General features: G+C 69.4%; 17 protein-coding genes. 6 read left to right on the plus strand and 11 right to left on the minus strand.

What is annotated here, in order from left to right; genetic code table 11:
- The 9 genes from BS329_RS14490 to BS329_RS14530 all read right to left on the minus strand — a co-directional run bounded on the left by BS329_RS14490 (position 1) and on the right by BS329_RS14530 (position 11,757).
- Positions 1-1,590 (minus strand): EboA domain-containing protein, encoded by a 1,590-nt coding sequence (locus BS329_RS14490; protein ID WP_244197154.1) that lies wholly within the window; start codon positions 1,588-1,590, stop codon positions 1-3.
- Positions 1,587-2,435, minus strand: a complete 849-nt coding sequence (locus BS329_RS14495) for an SCO3242 family prenyltransferase (protein ID WP_076160720.1) — start codon at positions 2,433-2,435, stop codon at positions 1,587-1,589. Before BS329_RS14495 ends, BS329_RS14490 begins: the two co-directional genes overlap by 4 nt.
- A complete protein-coding gene (locus BS329_RS14500) occupies positions 2,432-3,589 on the minus strand; it encodes an inositol-3-phosphate synthase (protein WP_076160723.1) in 1,158 nt (385 codons plus the stop codon). The genes BS329_RS14495 and BS329_RS14500 overlap by 4 nt, the downstream gene beginning before the upstream one ends.
- 109 nt (positions 3,590-3,698) lie before the next feature.
- The gene (locus BS329_RS14505; RefSeq protein ID WP_076160726.1) at positions 3,699-4,868 is read right to left on the minus strand and encodes a Gfo/Idh/MocA family protein; all 1,170 of its coding nucleotides are present in this window, start codon (positions 4,866-4,868) and stop codon (positions 3,699-3,701) included.
- A gap of 41 nt (positions 4,869-4,909) precedes the next feature.
- The gene (locus tag BS329_RS14510; protein WP_076160728.1) at positions 4,910-5,962 is read right to left on the minus strand and encodes a substrate-binding domain-containing protein; all 1,053 of its coding nucleotides are present in this window, start codon (positions 5,960-5,962) and stop codon (positions 4,910-4,912) included.
- Between the two features lie 264 nt (positions 5,963-6,226).
- Positions 6,227-7,204 (minus strand): ABC transporter permease, encoded by a 978-nt coding sequence (locus BS329_RS14515; RefSeq protein WP_425266367.1) that lies wholly within the window; start codon positions 7,202-7,204, stop codon positions 6,227-6,229.
- A 35-nt stretch (positions 7,205-7,239) separates the two neighbouring features.
- Positions 7,240-8,742, minus strand: a complete 1,503-nt coding sequence (locus tag BS329_RS14520) for a sugar ABC transporter ATP-binding protein (RefSeq protein ID WP_076160731.1) — start codon at positions 8,740-8,742, stop codon at positions 7,240-7,242.
- Positions 8,739-9,983, minus strand: a complete 1,245-nt coding sequence (locus BS329_RS14525; RefSeq protein ID WP_076160734.1) for an ROK family protein — start codon at positions 9,981-9,983, stop codon at positions 8,739-8,741. Before BS329_RS14525 ends, BS329_RS14520 begins: the two co-directional genes overlap by 4 nt.
- 571 nt (positions 9,984-10,554) lie before the next feature.
- Positions 10,555-11,757, minus strand: coding sequence for an ROK family transcriptional regulator (locus BS329_RS14530; RefSeq protein WP_076160737.1), 1,203 nt, complete (start codon positions 11,755-11,757; stop codon positions 10,555-10,557).
- 372 nt (positions 11,758-12,129) lie between these two features.
- Between BS329_RS14530 and BS329_RS14535 the strand changes: the two genes are divergently transcribed.
- Positions 12,130-12,696 (plus strand): TetR/AcrR family transcriptional regulator C-terminal domain-containing protein, encoded by a 567-nt coding sequence (locus BS329_RS14535; protein WP_076160740.1) that lies wholly within the window; start codon positions 12,130-12,132, stop codon positions 12,694-12,696.
- Between the two features lie 16 nt (positions 12,697-12,712).
- Entirely contained in the window at positions 12,713-13,006 is a 294-nt protein-coding gene (locus BS329_RS44555) for an isocitrate lyase/phosphoenolpyruvate mutase family protein (RefSeq protein WP_244197155.1), read from the plus strand.
- Between the two features lie 133 nt (positions 13,007-13,139).
- Here BS329_RS44555 and BS329_RS14545 read toward each other — a convergent pair whose 3' ends face one another.
- Positions 13,140-13,802, minus strand: a complete 663-nt coding sequence (locus BS329_RS14545) for a response regulator (RefSeq protein WP_076160743.1) — start codon at positions 13,800-13,802, stop codon at positions 13,140-13,142.
- The gene (locus tag BS329_RS14550; RefSeq protein ID WP_076160746.1) at positions 13,799-15,331 is read right to left on the minus strand and encodes a sensor histidine kinase; all 1,533 of its coding nucleotides are present in this window, start codon (positions 15,329-15,331) and stop codon (positions 13,799-13,801) included. The genes BS329_RS14545 and BS329_RS14550 overlap by 4 nt, the downstream gene beginning before the upstream one ends.
- Positions 15,332-15,463: 132 nt before the next feature.
- On the opposite strand from BS329_RS14550, the gene BS329_RS14555 reads away from it, so the two are divergent.
- From BS329_RS14555 to BS329_RS14570, 4 genes are all read left to right on the plus strand, one after another.
- Positions 15,464-16,432 (plus strand): Bug family tripartite tricarboxylate transporter substrate binding protein, encoded by a 969-nt coding sequence (locus tag BS329_RS14555; protein WP_084749702.1) that lies wholly within the window; start codon positions 15,464-15,466, stop codon positions 16,430-16,432.
- Complete coding sequence (locus BS329_RS14560) at positions 16,429-16,926, plus strand: tripartite tricarboxylate transporter TctB family protein (protein WP_076160752.1); 498 nt, start codon at positions 16,429-16,431, stop codon at positions 16,924-16,926. Before BS329_RS14555 ends, BS329_RS14560 begins: the two co-directional genes overlap by 4 nt.
- Entirely contained in the window at positions 16,926-18,443 is a 1,518-nt protein-coding gene (locus BS329_RS14565; protein ID WP_076160754.1) for a tripartite tricarboxylate transporter permease, read from the plus strand. Before BS329_RS14560 ends, BS329_RS14565 begins: the two co-directional genes overlap by 1 nt.
- A 120-nt stretch (positions 18,444-18,563) precedes the next feature.
- On the plus strand, positions 18,564-19,118 hold the full coding sequence (locus BS329_RS14570) for a hypothetical protein (RefSeq protein WP_076161109.1): 555 nt from the start codon (positions 18,564-18,566) through the stop codon (positions 19,116-19,118).
- Positions 19,119-19,166: the final 48 nt, after the last annotated feature.

Consider the following 19,166-nt stretch of genomic DNA (forward strand, 5'->3'; position numbering starts at 1 on the left):
CTAGTTCTCCTGAATGTCTGATGGTGAACCCGCGTCCGCGATCGACGTCGGCAGGGCGCTGGTTCGCGGCATAGGTCCCGATCGCAGGGAAGGGCGCCCTGCCCCCGCGATCGCGGGGCCTTCGGCCGGGGCGGGTCCACTCGTGGGCCCCGTTTCCGCTTCCACCCGCTGCTCCGCCACCGGGCTCGTGAGGAGTTCGAGGGCGTCGGCGGGAACGTCACGTCCGGCCGCCCTGCGTTCGTCGGCGAAATCGGCGAGCATGCGTCTGAGCTCGTCGTCCGCGCGGGAAGTGAGGTCCGCGACGGCGGCCAGCGGCACGCCGACGAAGACGCATTTGAGGACGCCGTGCCGCCAGGTGTGCCCGTCGAGGTGCCGCGCGAAGGCGCCCATGGCGGCGGCGACCAGGCGGATGTCGTTGGCGCGCAGGGCGTCCTCGACCAGCTTGATCCCGGCATCGGTGACTTCGGCGCCCGGGGACTCCAGCGCGTTGAGCGCCCGCAAGACCCCGCGCCGCTCGGCGTCGTCGCCATAGCGGTAGAGATCGCGCAGTTCCGCGGCCAGCGCGGCGTCGTCGAGGACGTCGGCCAGCACCGTGACGAGCCGGACGCGCGCCCGGTCGTCGACGGTGCCGTGGACCAGCCCCTGCGGATCAGTACCGGGTCGCAGCGCGGCCCGGCCGACCTCACGGCCGACGGCCGGGAAGAGCGAGCCGACGACCGACGGCTTCTCCCGGATCCGGCGTTCCGCCTTGTCCAGCCACGACTCCGGCATCGCCGCGGTCAGTGCCGTGAAGGCACGCCGCGCGGTGTCCGGTGCGGCGTGGCTGTGCCGGGGCAGCTCGACCGCGGCCAGCCCGGTGTAGCCGATCTCCGCCAGTGCCGCCAAAGTCGCGGGCAGATTCAGCCGCCCGTCACCGAACTCCAGATGCTCGTGGACCTTCGGCAGCATGTCGTCCAGTTGGACGTTCCACAGCAGCGGACCGGCGAGCCGGACGCATTCGGCCGCGTCCACCGGCTCGACGGCGACGCAGTGCCCGACGTCGAGCGTGACGCCGAACAGTTCCGGTTCACCGAGTTCCTCACGCAGGTCCAGTACCTGGCTCAGATGCTGCACGAGGTGCCCGGGCTCGGGCTCCATCGCCAGCCGGACGTTCAGCCGCGCGGCGTGCTCCAGGACCGCCGCGACGCCCTCACGCAACCGGGACCACGCGACGTCGTTGTCCACAGTGGACACACCAGACCAGAACGAGACGCAGTCCGCCCCGAGGTCGCCCGCGATTCGCAAAGCCCGCGCCAGGAAATCGATCCGGAGGGCGGGGTCGTCGGAGAGCAGCGTCGGCGAGTGCTTGTGCCACGGATCGAGCAGGTACCGCGCGCCCGTCTCGATCACGACACGGTTCAGGCCCAGCGCCGAAAGCCGGGAGGCCACGTGGTCGACCTGTCGCGCCAGCTCGCCGGCGAACGGGTCGAGGTGGTCGTGGTCCAGCGTCAGCGCCACCCCGGTGTACCCGAGGTCGGCGATCACGGCGAGCGCGTCGTCGAGGCGGTGGTTGGAGAAGCCGTTGGTGCCGTATCCCAAAGAAAACGTCATGTGGGGCTCACCTTCCGCGACAGCTTGCGGGCGATCGGCAGCGCGGCCGCGACCAGCGCGGCCCCCAGTACCGAACCCTTGGCCGTGACCGCCGCCTGGAGCGGGACCATGCCGTGGATGCCGGTCTTGGTCGCCGTGCGCACGGACTTCGCCGACGGGTCGCGGACCGCGTCCGCCTGCGCCCGGCCGACCATCCCCGCGTAGCCCGAACCGGCCGCCATCGAGGCCGCGCGATGCCAGCCACCGCGGGCCGGACCGGTCAATGCCAACGTTGTCGCCGCACAGCTCGTGGCGAGTGCGGCGCGGGCCGTCGCCGGATCCGCGCCATGGACCTCGCCGGTGGACAGCGCCGTGACGCCGAGCGTGTGCACGCCCACCGCCGCCGCGGCCGTGGCGGCGAGTCGGGTTTCGCCACCGGCGCCCAGGAGGACGTCGAGCGTGCGGCAGGCCGCCATCGCCACCGGTCCGGCGGGGGTCGGTTTGAGCACGGTGTCGTAGGCCCAGACCGCGGCCGCGAGCGGGACCGCGACCTTCATCGCCGTGCGGCCGCCGCCGAGCGCGGCCAGGCCGAGCCCGGCCGCGGTCAGCGCGGCCCCGGTGGTGAGCGCCGCGCCCGCGCTCACCCGCCCGGACGGGATCGGCCGCTCGGGACGCTCCACGGCGTCGAGCTTCCGGTCCGCCCAGTCGTTGAGGGCCATCCCGGCCCAGTAGAAGGCGACCGAGGACAGCGGCAGCAGCAGCCGTCGCCCGGTCATCTTGAGTCCCGCCGCGGCGGATCCGGCGACCGTGTCACCGAGCACCGTCAGCGCGGCGGGCGCCCGGACGAGTTCCACGTAAGCCTTCACAGGGCTCCCGCCCAGGCGATCAGGCGGGCGGACTGCTCGGCGAAGCGGTGCTCGTCGCTGCCCAGCGGGTCCTTGAAGAAGAAGCCGAGTTCCGTCAGCGCGCCGCGCTGGCCCGCGGCGTGCGCGGTGGTGACCAGACGGGCGAGGTCGAGGATCAGCGGTGCCGCGAGCGCGGAGTCGTAGCCGGTCCAGGTGAACTGCAGGCTCATGCGCGCGCCGAGGAATCCCTCGAACGACACGTGGTCCCACGCGGTCTTGATCTCGCCCAGATCCGGCACGTTGTCGATGTGCAGCGGCGCGGTGACGTCCTCGCCGAGCAGTGCCGCGAGTCCGCGTGCCTTCGATTCCAGCTTGCTGTTCGCGGTCACCGGGTCGGCCAGGGTCTCGCCGTCACCGCCGCCGAGGAGGTTGGTGCCCGCCCAGGAACGGACCTTCAGCGCCCGCGCGCTGAACATCGGCGCGAGAACGGTGCGCAGCAGGGTTTCCCCGGTCTTGCCGTCGGAACCCGCGTACGGCAGGCCTTCCCGCTCGGCGAGCTGCCGCAGCGCGGGCAGGGTGATCCCGGCCGACGGCGTGAACTCGACGTACGGAGCCCCCGCCTTCAGCGCCGCGTAGGCGGTCAGCGAACTGGCCGGGAGCACCGCCCGCGCCGGATCGCCCAGCGCCTGCTCCAGCGAGTCGAGGTCGTCGTGTTCGGGAAGGTGGGGACACGGGGCCTCGGTGGAGGACACGTTGACCACCACGACCCGCGCGAGGTCGTGCCGGCCGGCGAAAGCTCGGATGTCCGCGGTGAGCCGGGCGGCCGCGTCGGCCTGGGCACCCGTATGTGTCGCCGGGTGGTAGCCGTCGCGGATCTCGGCGTCCACTTCGGCAAGCCCGGACCGGACCGCCGAGAACACCGAGTGCCCGAACACGCCGGCGTGCGCCAGCTGCTCGGCCCGCTTCTCCAGCGGGGTGTGCACGATGTCGTGGCCGCCGAGGACCAGATCATCCCAGCCCGGCAACGCAACACCGGCGAAAGCGGGCAGTTCGGTGACGCAACCGCCACCCCCCGTCACCCCCGCGCGGAGGGCGAGCAGCCCGACCGCCGCGGTGGTGGCGACAGACCCCCTCGCCCCGATCAACCAGATGCCCGTACGCTCGTGAGCAGGCATTTCTCCACCTTTCCAAACCCGGAAAGCCCAACCTCGGATGGTCGGACGTTTCCGGATCGAACCAAGTCGCAGTGATAGCCGTCATGCGACTTTCGGCTGGATCTACTCCTCAGTTACTCCCCTTCGCAGTGACACCGGGCACAGCCGTCCATCGCGCCTCTTCGAGCGCGCTGCGCTCGACCGCGTCGAGTACCTGCTGAACCCGCAATCCGTCCTCGAAGGACGGCTCGGGATCCGTGCTGTCGCCGATCGCGGTGAGCAGGTCGGCGACCTCGTTGGTGAAGGTGTGCTCGTAGCCGAGGAGGTGCCCTGGCGGCCACCAGACCCCGACGTACGGGTGCTCGGGTTCGGTGACCAGGATCCGGCGGAACCCGGCCTCGGTGGCGGGTTGCCCGCCGTCGAAGAAGGACAGTTCGTTCATCGACTCGAAGTCGAACGCGAGGCTCGCCTTCGACCCGTTGATCTCCAGCCGCATCGCGTTCTTGCGGCCCAGCGCGAACCGGGTCGCTTCGAAACTCGCGACGGCCCCGCCGGTGAACCGGCCGAGGAACAGGGCGGTGTCGTCGACCGTGACCTGCCCGGTCCCGCCGCTGCCGTCCGGCCGCTCCTTGACGAAGGTGTCGGTGAGCGCGGAAACCCCGGTGATGTCCTCGCCGGTGACGAACTGGGCGGCGTCGACGATGTGCGCGCCGAGGTCGCCCAGCGCGCCGGAGCCCGCCTTGTCCTTGTGCAGCCGCCAGGTCATCGGCGACAGCGGGTCGGACAACCAGTCCTGGAGGTAGACCGACCGCACGTGGCGGATCTCGCCGAGCGCCCCGCTCGCGACCAGTTTCCTGGCGTGCGCGAGCGCGGGCACCCGGCGGTAGTTGAAGGCCACCATCGACCGGACGCCGTTCGCCCGCGCCTTCGCCGCCGCCTCGGCCATCGCTTCGGCTTCGGCGAGGGTGTTGGCGAGCGGTTTCTCGCACAGGACGTGCTTTCCGGCTTCGAGCGCGGCGATCGCGATCTCGGCGTGACTGTCGCCCGGCGTGCAGATGTCGACCAGGTCGACGTCGTCGCGGGCGATCAGCGCACGCCAATCCGTCTCGACGGCTTCCCAGCCGAACCGTTCCGCCGCGGCCTTCGCCCGCACCTCGTCACGACCGCCGAGCACGGCGAGTCTCGGGATCAGCGGTGGCGTGAAGAACCGGTGCACGCTGCGCCACGCGTGCGAATGCACCGCACCCATGAACGCGTGACCCACCATGCCGATCCCGATCGTTTCCTTTGCCGTGCTCATGCCCCTCCTAGATCGTGCTGCTGCGTGTCGGGTACGCGGGTTTACGAGTCGAAGCCGACGTCCATGTACTTGTCGACGTTCTCCTTGGTGACCACCGCGGAGTACGTGGTGATCTCGGCGGGGATCTCGTGCTCGGCGAAGTCACCGGCGCCCTTGCCCTGGCCGAGCAGCCGCGCGAGCGAGATCGCCGAAGACGCCATCGACGGGCTGTAGAGCACCGTCGCCTTCAGCGGCTCGGCGTCGGACTTGATCAAGTTCATCGCGTTCTTCGATCCGGCGCCGCCGACCATCAGGAAGTTCTTGCGGTTGGCGTTGTTGATCGCCGCGATCACACCGACACCCTGGTCGTCGTCGTGGTTCCAGAGCGCGTCCAGTTTGGGCGCGGACTGCAACAGGTTCGACGTCTGCTTCTCGCCCGACTCCGGCGTGAACTCCGCGGAGACCCGCGGGCCGACAGCGAAACCCTGACGCGCCAGGGCGTCCTTGAACCCCTTGCTGCGTTCCTGGGTCAGCGGCAGCGAGTCGATCCCCGCGACCTCGCCGATGACGGGGGCGGCGATGTTCTTCGCCTTCATCTGCTGGGCGATGTAGTTCCCGGCGTTGACGCCCATGCGGTAGTTGTCGCCACCGATCCAGGTGCGGTACGCGAGCGGGGTGTCGAAGACGCGGTCCAGGTTGATCACCTGGATACCGGCGTCCATCGCCTGCTGGCCGACCGCGGTCAGCGCCTTGCCGTCGAACGGCAGGATCACCAGCACGTTGACCTTGGCGTTGATCAGCGTCTCCACCTGGGAGATCTGCTGGTTGACGTCGTTGGTGCCCTCGGTCGCGTTGAGCGTGACCTCACTGAACTTCTGCGCCTGCGCGCGGGCGTTCTTCGTGATGGCCGCCATCCAGCCGTGGTCGGCGGCCGGAGCCGAGAACCCGATGGTGACCGGGGTTCCGGGCTGCGAGTCAGCCCCGGCGTTGGCCACGTTGGCGGCGTTGTTCTGCGCCGGTGCCTCGTTCGAGGTGCACGCGGTCAGCAGCGCACCCGCTCCGACGGCCGCGCCTCCCAGCAGGAAACGGCGGCGATGCAGGGATTGTTCGGTCATGACGACTCTCCATCCACGGTGATGAGGTGGTGACCACTGAGCGAGAGGTAAGGCGACGGCGCCGGGGTCGGGTTCTCCTGCGAGGTAAGGCAAATCCGGCGTGTCGCGGAAGCCACTTTCGCGACGTCTGGTGTCCCCAAAGTGGCTTTCGCGACATGGGCGGGCCACATCGGCCGGTAGCGAAGGGCCCCTTCACTACCTTCAGGGTAGGTAAGGAGGCCTTCACGGACCGGTACCGACCACGACACGTCTGGCCTTCCCTCACTAAGTACTCGTCTTCGTCTTCTTTACGGAGCGGAATTGCAGTAGCGCGGCCAGCACGATGATCACGCCCTTGGCGATGTTCTGGATGTCGGTGTCCAGGTTGTTGAGCGTGAAGATGTTGGACAGCACGGTGAAGATCAGCACGCCGATCAGGGTGCCGATGAGCGAGCCGCGGCCACCGGTGAGCAGTGTGCCGCCGATGACGACCGCCGCGATGGCGTCGAGTTCGTAGAGCATGCCGTTGGTCGAGGCGCCCGCGGTGGTGCGGGCGACGACCATCAGCGCGGCGATACCGCAGCACAGTCCGGCGACGCCGTAGACGAGGGCGGTGTGCCGCTTGACGTTGATGCCGGCCAGCCGCGACGCTTCGGCGTTGCCGCCGACGGCGTAGGTGCGGCGGCCGAACGTGGTGCGGTTCAGCACCACCCAGCCCACCGCGAACACCAGCGCGAACATCCAGATCAGCACCGGGATGCCGAGCAGGTCACCGCGGAAGAAGTCGAGGAAGCCCGCCTCCGCCACCACCTGCGTGCGCCGTCCGCTGATGCGTTCCGCGAGCCCGCGGGCCGAGACGTACATCGCCAACGTCGCGATGAACGGCACGATCTTCCCGTAGGACACCAGGATCCCGTTGACCAGACCGCAGCCTAGGCCGACGAGGAGTCCACAAAGGATCATCACCCACGGGCCGTAGGACTGGGTGGCCAGTGTGGTCAGCCAGACGCTGGAGAGCGCCACGATCGACCCGACCGAGAGGTCGATGCCGCCGGCGATGATCACGAACGTCATCCCGACGCTGACCACGCCGATGGCCGCGGCGAGCCGCAGGATCGTGGAGATGTTGCCTTCGGTGAAGAACTGGTCGGGCCGGGTCACGCTCCCGACGACGCACAGGATCACCAGCACCCCGGTCAGCGCGAGCAGCCGGGAATCGAGTGAGAAGGCGAACCCCTTCTTCTTGGGTGGCACGGGTTCCACGGCGGTTCCCGTTCGCACCGCTTCGGCTTGGTCAGTCACGCCGCACTCCCCTCGAGAATCACGTCGAGCACATCCGCCTCTGTCAGCTCCGCAGACGGCTTTTCAGCCAGGACACGTCCTTCACGCAGCACCAGCACCCGGTCGGACAGTCCGAGTACTTCGGGGATCTCACTGGAGACCAGCACGATCGCGACCCCGGTCGCGGCCAGTTCGGCGATCAGCCGGTACAGCTCGGCCCGCGCGCCGACGTCGACCCCGCGCGTCGGCTCGTCCAGCAGCAGCACCCGGCAGCCGCGGACCAGCCAGCGCGCGAGCACCGCCTTCTGCTGGTTGCCGCCGGAAAGCGTGCGGATGATCCGCTGCGGGTCGGCAGGCCGCAGATCGAGCCGCCGCAGGCTTTCCCCGGCGTCTTCGGCTTCTCGCGACCGGTCGGAGAAGCCGAACGTCGCGTACTTGGAGAGGCTGGCCAGCGTCACGTTGTGCGCGACGGACAGGTCCAGCAGCAAACCCTGGCTCTTGCGCTCCTCCGGCGCCAGGCCGATCCCGGCCTTGACCGCCGCGGACACACTGCCTCCCCGGATGACGTTCCCGTCGACCGAAACCGACCCGGTGTCCTGCTTGCGCGCCCCGAAAATCGTCTCCAGCAGTTCGCTGCGGCCCGAGCCGACAAGGCCCGCGATCCCGACGACTTCGCCCGCGTGCACGGTGAAGGTCACGTTCTCGAACTCGCCGACGGTGGTCAGGTTCTCCACCTTGAGGACTTCGGTGTCCGGGTCCACGTGCTCCTGGTGACGCGGGCCGAAGACGGTCTCGACCTTGCGGCCCGCCATCAGCGCGACGAGATCCGAGGTCGGGGTCTCCTTGGCGTCGAGGCCGGTGGAGACGGTCCTGCCGTCCTTGAGCACGGTGACGCGGTGCCCGATCCGGCGCAGTTCTTCGAGCCGGTGGGAGATGTAGACGATCGCGACACCCTCGGCGGTCAGTTCGCCGACGATGCGGAACAGGTTGTCGACCTCTTCCCCGGCGAGCGCGGCGGTGGGCTCGTCCATCACCAGCAGTTTCGCGTCGTACGCGAGTGCCCGCGCCATCGAGACCAGCTGCTGCCCGGCGGCGGACAGCTTGCCGACCTCGGTTGACGGCGAGATCTCCGGATGTCCCAGCCTGGCCATCAGCTCGGCGGCCTTGTGCCGGGATTCGCTGATCCGCGTGAAGCCGAAGGTGGCGCGCTCGCGGCCGAGGAAGATGTTGTCGGCGACGGAAAGCCCGGGCACCAGGTCGAGTTCCTGGTACATCGTGGCGATGCCGATCTTCAGCGCGGCGACAGGTGAGGGCAGTGTGACCGGCTCGCCCTGCCAGGTGATCTCGCCTTCGTCGGGACGGTGTGCCCCGGCGAGGGTCTTGATCAAAGTGGACTTGCCCGCGCCGTTCTGGCCGAGGAGACAGTGCACCTCGCCGGGTTCGACGTCGAAGTCGACCCCGTCGAGCGCGCGCACCCCGGGGAAGGTCTTCACGATCCCCCGGACGGATAGCAAGGTCATGCCGGCGCCTCCTCGGCCTCGGTGGCAAGCGGAACGAGCGTCGGATCGGCGAAAAGCCGTTCGGTGGCGAGGTGCGCGGCGCCGCGCAGCGGGGCGGTGGTGCCCAGCGGCGACGGCTCGACGCGGCAGGCGGGCTCGTGCCCGAGCGGACGCGCGGACAGTTCGCGGCGCACCGGCTCGACCAGCCACTCGCCCAGTTCGGCGAAGTAGCCGCCGAGCACCACGACGTCCGGGTCGAGCACATCGACCACGGTGGAGACCGCGATGCCGAGCGCGACCCCGAGTTCCGAGACCGCCGCGACCGCGCGCTGGTCACCGCGCTGGACGCGGTGCTTGAGCAGCCCGACCCGGCCGTCGACGCCGAGCGCGGGATCGTGCAGCGGGTCACCGGGCGAGGCGGCGCCGCGCAGCACGGCGTTGAGCCCGGCCTTGGTCTCCAGGCAGCCGACCCGGCCGCACTGGCACTGCTCGCCGGAGGGGTCGACGGTGATGTGCCCGACCTCGCCCGCGAAACCCCTGGCACCTCGCAGGATCGCGCCGCCGGACACCAGTCCGCCGCCGACGCCCATCCCGCCGCTGAGGTAGAACAGTTCGCTCACCCCGGCACCGACACCGGCGATCGCCTCGCCGACCGCGCCGAGGTTGGCCTCGTTGTCGACCGCGATGGCGTCGACCGGCAGCCCGAGCCGGGCGGCCAGGAGATCGGCGATCTCGGCGTCACGCCAGCGCAGGGTCGGCGCGAACCGCAGCACCGCGGCGGCCGAGTCGACCAGGCCGGGAACGGACACCGTGACCCCGACCGGCCGCTCGTCGCGCAGCACCTGCCCGGCGAGGAAGGCGAGTTCGTCCATGCTCCGGTGGAGGCCGAGCGCGGCGACGTCGGCCGTCTCGACCCGTTCGGCGACGACGCGGCCTTCGAGGTTCGTGACGACGGCGGCGAACCGGTCGGCCTCGACACTGAGCGCGAGCCCGCAGGCACTGGCGCCGTTCAGCTCGACCAGCTTGCTGGGCCTGCCGTTGCCGCCCGCCTGGAGTCCGGCGGACCGGACGAGGCCGCGTCCGGACAATTCGGTGATCAACCCGGAGACGGCCGCCTTGGTGAGCCCGCATCGCGCCGCGAGCTGGGTACGCGACAGCGGCCCCGCACGCAACGCCCGCAGGAGCGCGGCGAGGTTCGAGGTACGTTTCCCCGCCGAGAACCCGTCGGCGCCGGTCGCCGTACGTGGGTCGGTCGCGGCCACACTGCCCCCTTTGACGACGCCTCACTTACGATTCGGCGGTAACAAACTTTGTTACTTAGCCAGCGAAAGTAGGGTGGTGCGTGTCACTCGTCAAGGTGACAACAGGACAGAAATGCCCGCCTTCACCCGATCAGCCGTCCAGATCGGCGCAGACTTTCGTACTTCTCGATCAAAAGTCTGCACGATCTTGACGTTACTAACCGGAATCGGGTGAGTGCCCACCGTGCCGCCACGAGGCTGCGCCGGGCCGGGGCTGAAGGGGACTTTCCCCGCATCCGATGCGAGGAAAGCGCCCTTCGCCGCGCTAGATGCGGGGAAGGGCGCCTTCGGGACACCGGCGGGGTGGCTGTCGGTCGGGATGGCCGTGAGTGGCGTTTCGGGTTATCTCGCTACCTACCGTGGGCGAGGCGGGTCCGTGAAGGACCCCTTCCCTCGGCTCAGCCGAAGAAACTCGACCTTCACACCTTCCCCAAGTACATGAAGGACCCCAACCTGTACCTAGGCGCAAGCAAGGGGGCCTTCATGTACTTCAGGTGGGCAGGGCACCGGTATCGAGAGGGCCGGGCGCGACTCAGCTACTGAGGGTGAAGGCTCGGTCCGTAGCGGACCAAGCGGCGCCGATGACCCCGGCCGTGTCCCCCAGCTCGGACAGCACGATCGGCAGGTTCCCGGTCGCGAGCGGCAGCGACCGCCGGTACACCGAGCTGCGGATCTCGGCGAGCAGCTGATGCCCGAGCTGCGCGACACCGCCGCCGATCACGACCATGCCTGGGTTCACGAAACTCACCAGCGAGGCGACCACCTGGCCGAGCCGCCGTCCGCCGTCGCGGATCAGGTTGACGGCGCCGAAGTCGCCAGACGCCGCCGCGCGGCCGACGTCCTGGGCGGTGATCACGCCGCGGTCGGCGACGACGTCGGCGAGGTACGCCGACCGGCCGCTGCGCGCCAGCGTCAGTCCGTCGCGGGCCAGCGCGGCGCCACCGAAGTACGCCTCGAGGCATCCGGTCTCGCCGCAGGCGCAGGTCGGCCCGTAGTCGTCGAGGCGGATGTGCCCGATGTCGCCCGCGGTGCCCGCGACACCGCGGTACACCTTGCCGCCCAGCACGATCCCGCAGCCGATACCGGTACCGATCTTCACGAACACCAGGTCGTCGATGGAGCGGGCGACCCCGGCGTGCCGTTCGCCGAGCGCCATGGAGTTCACGTCGTTGTCGACGGTGACCGGGCAGCGCAGCAGTCCGCCGAGATGGTCGCGCACGGAGAACCGGTCCCAGCCGGGCATTATCGGCGGCGCGACCGCCATGCCCTCGGCGAAGCTCACCGGCCCCGGCAGGCCGATCCCGGCGGCGATCAGCTTCCCCGGTACGTCTTCGCGGATCTTCTCCGCCAGTGCGGCGATGCGTTTGAGGACGGCGTGCGGCCCCTGCCGGACGTCGCAGTCCTCGACGGTGTGCACCAGCACCTCGCACGAAGCGTCGGTGAGGGCGACCCCGACCGACGTCGCGCCGACGTCGACCGACAGCACGCGCAGGTCCCCCGCCAGCCGCACCAGCGTCGAACGTCTGCCGCCCCGGCTCGCCGACGGACCGGCGGTTTCGACGAGGCCGACCTCGGCGAGGCGCGCGACCTCGGCACCCACCCGGGCACGCGGCAGTTCCAGCCGCTCCCCCAGCTCGACGCGGGACATGGGCCCTTCGTCCCGCAGCAGGGTGAGCAACTGGGTCTGGTGCCGGGTTTCGACCATCGGATGCTCCGTGGTGGATGCCGTGCTCATTCAGCCGAGCCTACGGCGTTCTCCCCGGGGTGTCCCGAAGGCCACGGCGGAGGCGCGCTCACGACATTCGGAACCTTCGGCGACTCCCGGACGGGAACAAACCCACCAGACGCCCTCTAGTCCACTGTGGACTTTTCGGCGCGGACCAGGATCCATGACGTGCCGAGCGCGACGTTGAGACGGTCGCCGTGAACATCGACAGGAACCCGCCGAGAGTCAAGATCGAAGCCATCCCCCACAAAGCGGGGGTGATGCGCTCGTCATCGGTACGACCGATCATCCTACCTGCCGTTCTTATCCATGTTAAGATCTTAACGGTGATAAGATACGCTCGGCTTGTCAAGTCCGATGGGGACGGGCGAAGGTGTGCGCATGGTCGTGAGACGGGATGGCTACGTTCGAGCCGCGCTCGAACTCCTCGACGAGGTCGGGCTGGACGGATTGAGCCTGCGCAAACTCGGGGAGAAGCTCGGCGTGCGGGGTCCCGCGCTCTACACGCACTTCAAGAGCAAGCAGGCGTTGCTCGACCGGATGGCCGAAACCATGCTGGACGACAACCTCGCCCCGCTGGACGATGCCGCGGCGATGGGCGACTGGGCCGAGTGGCTGACCCGGCGCGCCCGCACCATCCGCCGCACCCTGCTGTCCTACCGGGACGGTGCCCGCCTGCACGCCTGCTCCCGCCCGACCGAGCGGTCGGCGATGACGCCGCTGATCAAACCGTTGCTGGAAGCCGGTTTCACCGGAGAGGACGCGACACACGCGATCCTCGCCGTCAGCCGGTACACCCTCGGCTGCGCGATCGACGAACAGCAGCACACCGAGAGCGACCACGCCGAGGATCCGGCCGCATCGTTCGAATACGGTCTCTCCCGCTTGATCGCCGGACTCCGCGCGGACGTCGATGTCGCGAAACCGCCAGACCAGGATGTCGCATGACTACTGGGATGGTGGCATGACGAACGACCACGCCCGGCTGTTCCGTTCCCTGCACGTCCCGTCGAGCCCGCTGGTGCCGGCCGACGCGTGGGACGTCGCGAGCGCCCGGATCGTCGAGGACGCGGGCGCCGCGGCGATCGCCACCACCAGCGTCGGGGTGGCCTGGAGCCTCGGCGCTCCCGGCCGCGTACGCCGTCGCTCGGGAAAGCGCCAGGGAACTCTTCTCGACCGGCACCTACTCGCGTCTCGAAGAGGCCGTCGACTACGGCACCCTCAACGACCTTCTGACCCCCCGCAAGTAGTCCTCTAGTTGCGGGAAGCCCATCGGCACAGGACGGCGATCCCGTACCGGAACGGACAACACACGTGACTGGACGGCCGACACACCTTCGTCCGGTCACGTGGATCCCCGCAAGTAGTCCTCTAGTTGCGGCGGAGGGGGCTCACGACCAGAGGTAGCGGCGCTCCGGGCGGCCCGTCCCGCCGTACTTGAGGTTCACCTCGGCCTTCCCGGTCGCCACGAAGTGCTCCAGGTACCGGCGCGCGCTCACCCGCGCGACGCCGGTCGCCTCGGCACATTCGCTCGCGGAGATCCCGGCGGGCGCGCCGCGCAACGCGGTCTCCACCAGCCGCGCGGTCTGGACGGTGAGTCCCTTGGGCAGCGAGGGTTTCGCGTTCGGCCGCGCGCCGAAGACCTGATCGACGTCAGCCTGTCCGGCCTCGGCCAGCCGGTCCAGCCGCCGGTGCAGCGTGGCGAAATGGGTGAGCTGATCCCGCAGCGACGCGTATTCGAACGGCTTGATCAGGTAGTGCAGGACACCGCCTCGCATCGCCCGCCGCACGGTCTCCACGTCGGTCGCCGCGGTGATCAGGATGACGTCGACGTCTTCGGTCGCGCGAAGCTCGCGCAGCACGGAAAGCCCGTCGAGGTCGGGGAGATAGACGTCCAGCAGCACCAGATCCGGCTTCAGCTCCCGTGCCAGCCGGAGCGCGTCGGCGCCGGTGTGCGCGACCCCGACGACGGCGAACCCCTCCGTGCGGGAGACGTATCCACTGTGGACTTTCGCGACCATGAAATCGTCGTCGACGACGAGCACCCGGATCATCGCGGAAGCCTCGCCGTGAACACCGCGCCGTCGTCGTTGTGCACCTCGACGGAGCCGCCTCGCCGGACACACGCCTGCCGGATCAGCGCGAGCCCGAGACCACGCTGGCCGTGCGCCGCGGCCTTCGTGGTGAAACCGTGCTCGAACACTTCCTCGGCGATTTCCGGAGCGACACCGGGCCCGGAATCACGGACCTCCACCCGCACTTCGTCCTCCTCCTGCCACACCCCGACCTCGATCCAGCCGCGCTCACCACCCAGCGCGTCGAGCGCGTTGTCGACGAGATTTCCCAGCACTGTCACCAAATCCGTGGAGAGCGCGTCCTCGACCCGGTCCAGTTCGCTGTCCGGCGCCATCCGCAGCCCGGCCCCGCGTTCCGCGGCGAGCGACGCCTTCGCGATCAGCAACGCCGCCACCGCCGGGTCGCCGATCCGCGAGCCGACCTCCGCGCGCCACTCCCCCTGCGCCGAGCTGATCCGGCTGACGTACCCGCGAACCTCTTCGTACTCCCCGAGTTCCAGCAGGCCGGAGATGGTATGCAGCCGGTTGCTGAACTCGTGCGCCTGCGCCCGCAACGTGTCGGTGGCGTGCCTGCTGGCGTCGAGTTCGTCCCGCAGGGTCATCAGATCGGTGCGGTCCCGCAGGGTGACGACGGCGCCCCGCACAGCGATCGGCATCCGGTTCAGCGTCAGCACCTTCCCTTGCCGCAACACGATCTGGTCGGCGCCGGTCGCGCGGCCGGTGAGCAGGTCGCGGATCCGCTCGTTGAGGTCGAGATCCTCGACCGACCGGCCGACGGCGTCCCCGGGCAGGGCCAGCAGTTCGCGGGCCTGGTCGTTCACCAGGGTGATCCGGTGCTGCGGGTCCAGTCCGACGACGCCCTCCTTGATGCCGTGCAGGAGTGCCTCCCGGTTTTCCACCAGTGCGGTGATCTCGTGTGGTTCCAGGCCGAGCGTCTGGTTCTTCACCCGCCGCGCCAGCAGCAGCGAACCGCTCACGCCGATCACCAGCGCGACACCCAGCACCCGCAGGGCGTTGTCCGGCGAGTCGAGCACGCCCGCGAAGAAACCGGGCGACTTCGAACCGACCGCGACCATGCGGATCACCTTGCCGCCCTTCTCGTCGAGCACCGGGACGTGCGCCACGATAGAACCGTCGATCTCGCCGACCCAGGACCGTCCGGAAAGGACGGTGCTCTCCCCGATGTCGAGCGTCGTCTTCAGCTGACCCGGATCCGGTGACGCCAGCACGTGGCGGTCCGCTCCCGCGATCACCACGAAATCCACCCCGGAGAAGCTCCGCGCGGTCGCCGCGGGTGCGTTCAGTTCGAACGGGCCGTTCTCGAGGTCGACCACGACACCCTGCGCGGCGACACTCTCCGCGACCGAAAGCGCCCGGCGTCCCTCGGTCGTGCGGAAGTTGCTCCCCGCTTGGACGACGGCCAGCACGCCGACCGCGCACAGTAGGCAGGTGACGACAACCAGTTGCCACGCGAGGAGCTGACGGGCCAAGGAACCCCGAACACCCATCGCCACCTCCTCCTGACCAAAACGACCACAACAACCATTGGGCCCGCAAGCGGGACTTCCCTGTTCACCCGAGTGCACCATGTCCAACCACGCGGCAGAGAGGCGGGGATCACAGTGAAGCCCAGTAGCTGGTTGGCCATCGCGGCGGCGCTCGTCGCCGTTTTGCTGGTGCCACCGTTGCTCACCCCGGGCGGCGAGGCCGACGAGGGCTCGCAGATCCGGTCGTTGCGGGTACTCGTGCCCAACGCGCCCGGTGGCGGTTACGACATCACGGCCCGCACGGCGACCAAGGCCATGGAGGACGCGGACCTGCTCGGCAACGCGGAGGTCTTCAACCTCCCCGGCGCCGGCGGCACGGTCGGCCTCGGCCGGACGGTGGCCGAACGCGGCAACGGCAAGCTCGTCATGTCGATGGGACTCGGTGTCGTCGGCAGCGTGTTCACGAACAAGTCGCCGTCTTCGCTGCTCGACACCACACCGGTGGCGAAGCTGATCGAAGAGTCGGACATCGTCGTGGTCGGCAAGGATTCGCCGTACCAGGACATCGGCCAGCTGATCGAGGCGTGGAAGAAGGATCCCGGCGCGGTCCAGGTCGGCGGCGGTTCGTCACCGGGCGGGCCGGACCACCTGGCGCCGATGCTGATGGCGAAGGCCGTCGGGCTCGCGCCCAAGGCGGTCAACTACGTCCAGTTCGACGGCGGCGGCGAACTGCTCGCGTCGGTACTCGGCGGCAAGGTCGCGTTCGGCGTCTCGGGGGTCGGTGAGTACCGCGACCAGATCGCGGCGGGCACGCTCCGGGTGCTGGCGGTGACCAGCGGGCAGCGGATCCCCGGCATCGACGCGCCGACGCTTTCGGAGTCCGGGGTGGACGTCAAGTTCACCAACTGGCGCGGCATCGTCGCTCCGCCCGGCATCACCGAAGCGGACCGCGCGAAGCTGGTGAGCCTGTTCGAGCGGCTGCAAAAGACGCCGCAGTGGCAGGAAGCCTTGCAGCGCAACGGATGGACCGGAGCGTTCGCCCCAGGTGAGCAGTTCGGTTCGTTTCTCGAAGAGGAGAACACTCGAGTGGCAACGGTGCTGAAAGAGCTGGGTCTGGCATGACGACCACGTGGCTGAAGGAGCGCTCCGAACTCGGGGTGAGCGTCGGGCTCGTGGTGCTCGGCGTGCTGGTGCTCACCGACGCGCTGAGCATTCCCACCGATTTCGCCCAGCGCGGTCCCGTCGGACCGAAAGCGGTGCCGATCCTGGTCGGCTCGCTGCTGCTGATCGTCGCCGTGCTGCTGGCGCGCGACGTGCTGCGCGGCGGCAAGGGCGAGGCCGAGGGCGGCGAGGACATCGACCTCACCGAGCCCGCCGACCTGCGCACGGTTCTGTTGCTGTGCGGTGCTTTCCTGGCCAACGCGGCACTGATCGGGCTGGTCGGGTTCCCGATCTCGGGCGCGATCCTGTTCTGGGGCGCGGCCTACGCGCTCGGCAGCCGGAACCTGGTGCGTGACCCCCTGATCGCGGCGGGCATGTCCGTCGTGACCTTCCTGGTCTTCAACAACCTGCTCGGTGTCCCGCTCCCCGGTGGCCCGTTGATGGAGGTGTTCTGATGTTCCAGCAGCTCATCGACGGCTTCGGCACCGCGCTGACCCCGACCCACATCGCGATGGCGGCGATCGGGGTCCTGCTGGGCACCGCGATCGGCGTGCTGCCGGGCATCGGCCCGGCCATGGCGGTGGCCCTGCTGCTCCCGGTGACCTACGGGCTGGAGCCCACCGGCGCGTTCATCATGTTCGCCGGCATCTACTACGGCGGCATGTTCGGCGGCTCGACGACGTCGATCCTGCTGAACACCCCCGGTGAGAGCGCGGCGGTCGTCGCGGCCATCGACGGCAATCCCATGGCCCGCAAGGGACGCGGGGCGCAAGCGCTGGCGGCGGCCGCGATCGGGCACTTCGTCGGCGGCATCCTCGGCACGATCGCGCTGGTCGTGCTGGCCCCGGTGATCGCGAAGCACGCCGTCGACATCGGCGCGCCGGACCTGTTCGCGATCATGGTGCTGGCGTTCATCGCGGTCACCTCCGTACTCGGCAGTTCCCGGATCCGCGGCGTGGCGTCGCTGCTGATCGGCCTCACCATCGGTCTCGTCGGACTGGACGAGATGACCGGCCAGCAGCGGCTGACCTTCGGCTCGCTGCATCTGGCCGACGGCATCGACGTCGTCATCGTCGCGGTGGCGCTGTTCGCGGTCGGCGAGTCGCTGTGGGTCGCCGCGCACCTGCGGCGCAACGCGTTCAAACCGATCCCGGTCGGCAGGCCCTGGCTGTCGCGCGCCGACCTCAAGCGCACGTGGAAGCCGTGGCTGCGCGGTCCGCTGATCGGGTTCCCGTTCGGCGCGGTGCCGGCCGGTGGTGCCGAGATCCCGACGTTCCTCTCCTACGTCACGGAAAAGCGGCTCTCGAAGCACAAGGACGAATTCGGCAAGGGCGCCATCGAAGGCGTCGCGGGTCCGGAAGCGACGGCGTCGGCGTCGGCCGCCGGGACGCTGGTCTCGATGCTGACGCTCGGCCTGCCGACCACCGCGGTCGCGGCCGTGATGCTGGCGGCGTTCCAGCAGTACGGCATCCAGCCGGGACCACTGCTGTTCGAACGGGAATCGTCGCTGGTGTGGGGCCTGATCGCCTCGCTGTTCGTCGGGCTGACCTTGCTGCTGGTGCTGAACCTGCCGCTGGCGCCGCTGTGGGTGAAGCTGCTGCGGATCCCGCGGCCGTACCTCTACGCGGGCATCCTGTTCTTCGCCAGTGTCGGCGCGTACGCGGTCAACGCGGACATCTTCGACCTGCTGGTGATGTTCGTGATCGGCCTGATCGGTTTCGCGATGCGCCGCTACGGCCTGCCGGTGCTGCCGGCGATCATCGGCGTCATCCTCGGCCCCGCCGCCGAACAGCAGATGCGGCGTGCGCTGCAACTGAGCGACGGCAGCCTTGGCGGATTGTTCAACACCCCGTTCGCGATCGTGGTCTACGTGATCATCCTGGTGATCCTGTTCTTCCCGGTGATCAAGCGTTTCCTGCCTGCCCGTCCCACCGCCCCCGAGGCGGAGCCCAAGGACAAGGTGGACGCCTGACCCACGGGAAACCGGCCCGGCCTCGACTGCCCCGAGGCCGGGCCTTCTCCCTCTCCCGGAGGAGAAAGCTTGTCCGCGCGAGTGATCTTTCCGGCGCCGTGCGGCGACAGGATCGGTCTCATGAAGATCCTGCACCGTCCCCCGGCCGTCAGCGACACCGAACGACCGGTCCCCCGCTGGGCGATGCGCCTTGCCTACACGCTCCCCTGGCTCCTGTTGCCTTCGTGCCTGTGGCGACTGCCGTTCGCCGTGCACTTCGAGATGGGGCAGGTCCACGATCGCGGGATGCCGGAACTCTGGTTGAGCATCCCGTACGTCCTCACGCTCAGCGTGCTCACCGAAGTGCTCGCGATCCTGGCCATCGGGCTGGTCCGCGGCTGGGGCGAGGTGGTGCCCCGATGGGTCCCGTTCCTCGGCGGCAAACCCGTCCGGCCGATGGCGGCGGTCGTTCCCGCCGTGGCGGGAGGCTTGATCCTCACCGCGCTGTTCAGCTCCGTTCCGCTCGGCGGTGACCGTCGGCTGGCCGTTTTCGGCGTGACCGAAGGTGTCGGCTACCTCAACGATGGCTGGGAAACGCTGGCGGCGATTTGCGTCGCCCCGCTCGCGCTCTGGGGGCCGATCACCGTCGTTCTGGGCATCGCCTACCACCACCGTCGCAAGGTAACGAAAACATAACGGCAAGGTCGCGTTTTGAACCGCCCTCGTGCCGGAGCCGTTTCAGCC

Source organism: Amycolatopsis coloradensis (assembly GCF_001953865.1).
GTDB classification, from domain to species: Bacteria; Actinomycetota; Actinomycetes; order Mycobacteriales; family Pseudonocardiaceae; genus Amycolatopsis; species Amycolatopsis coloradensis.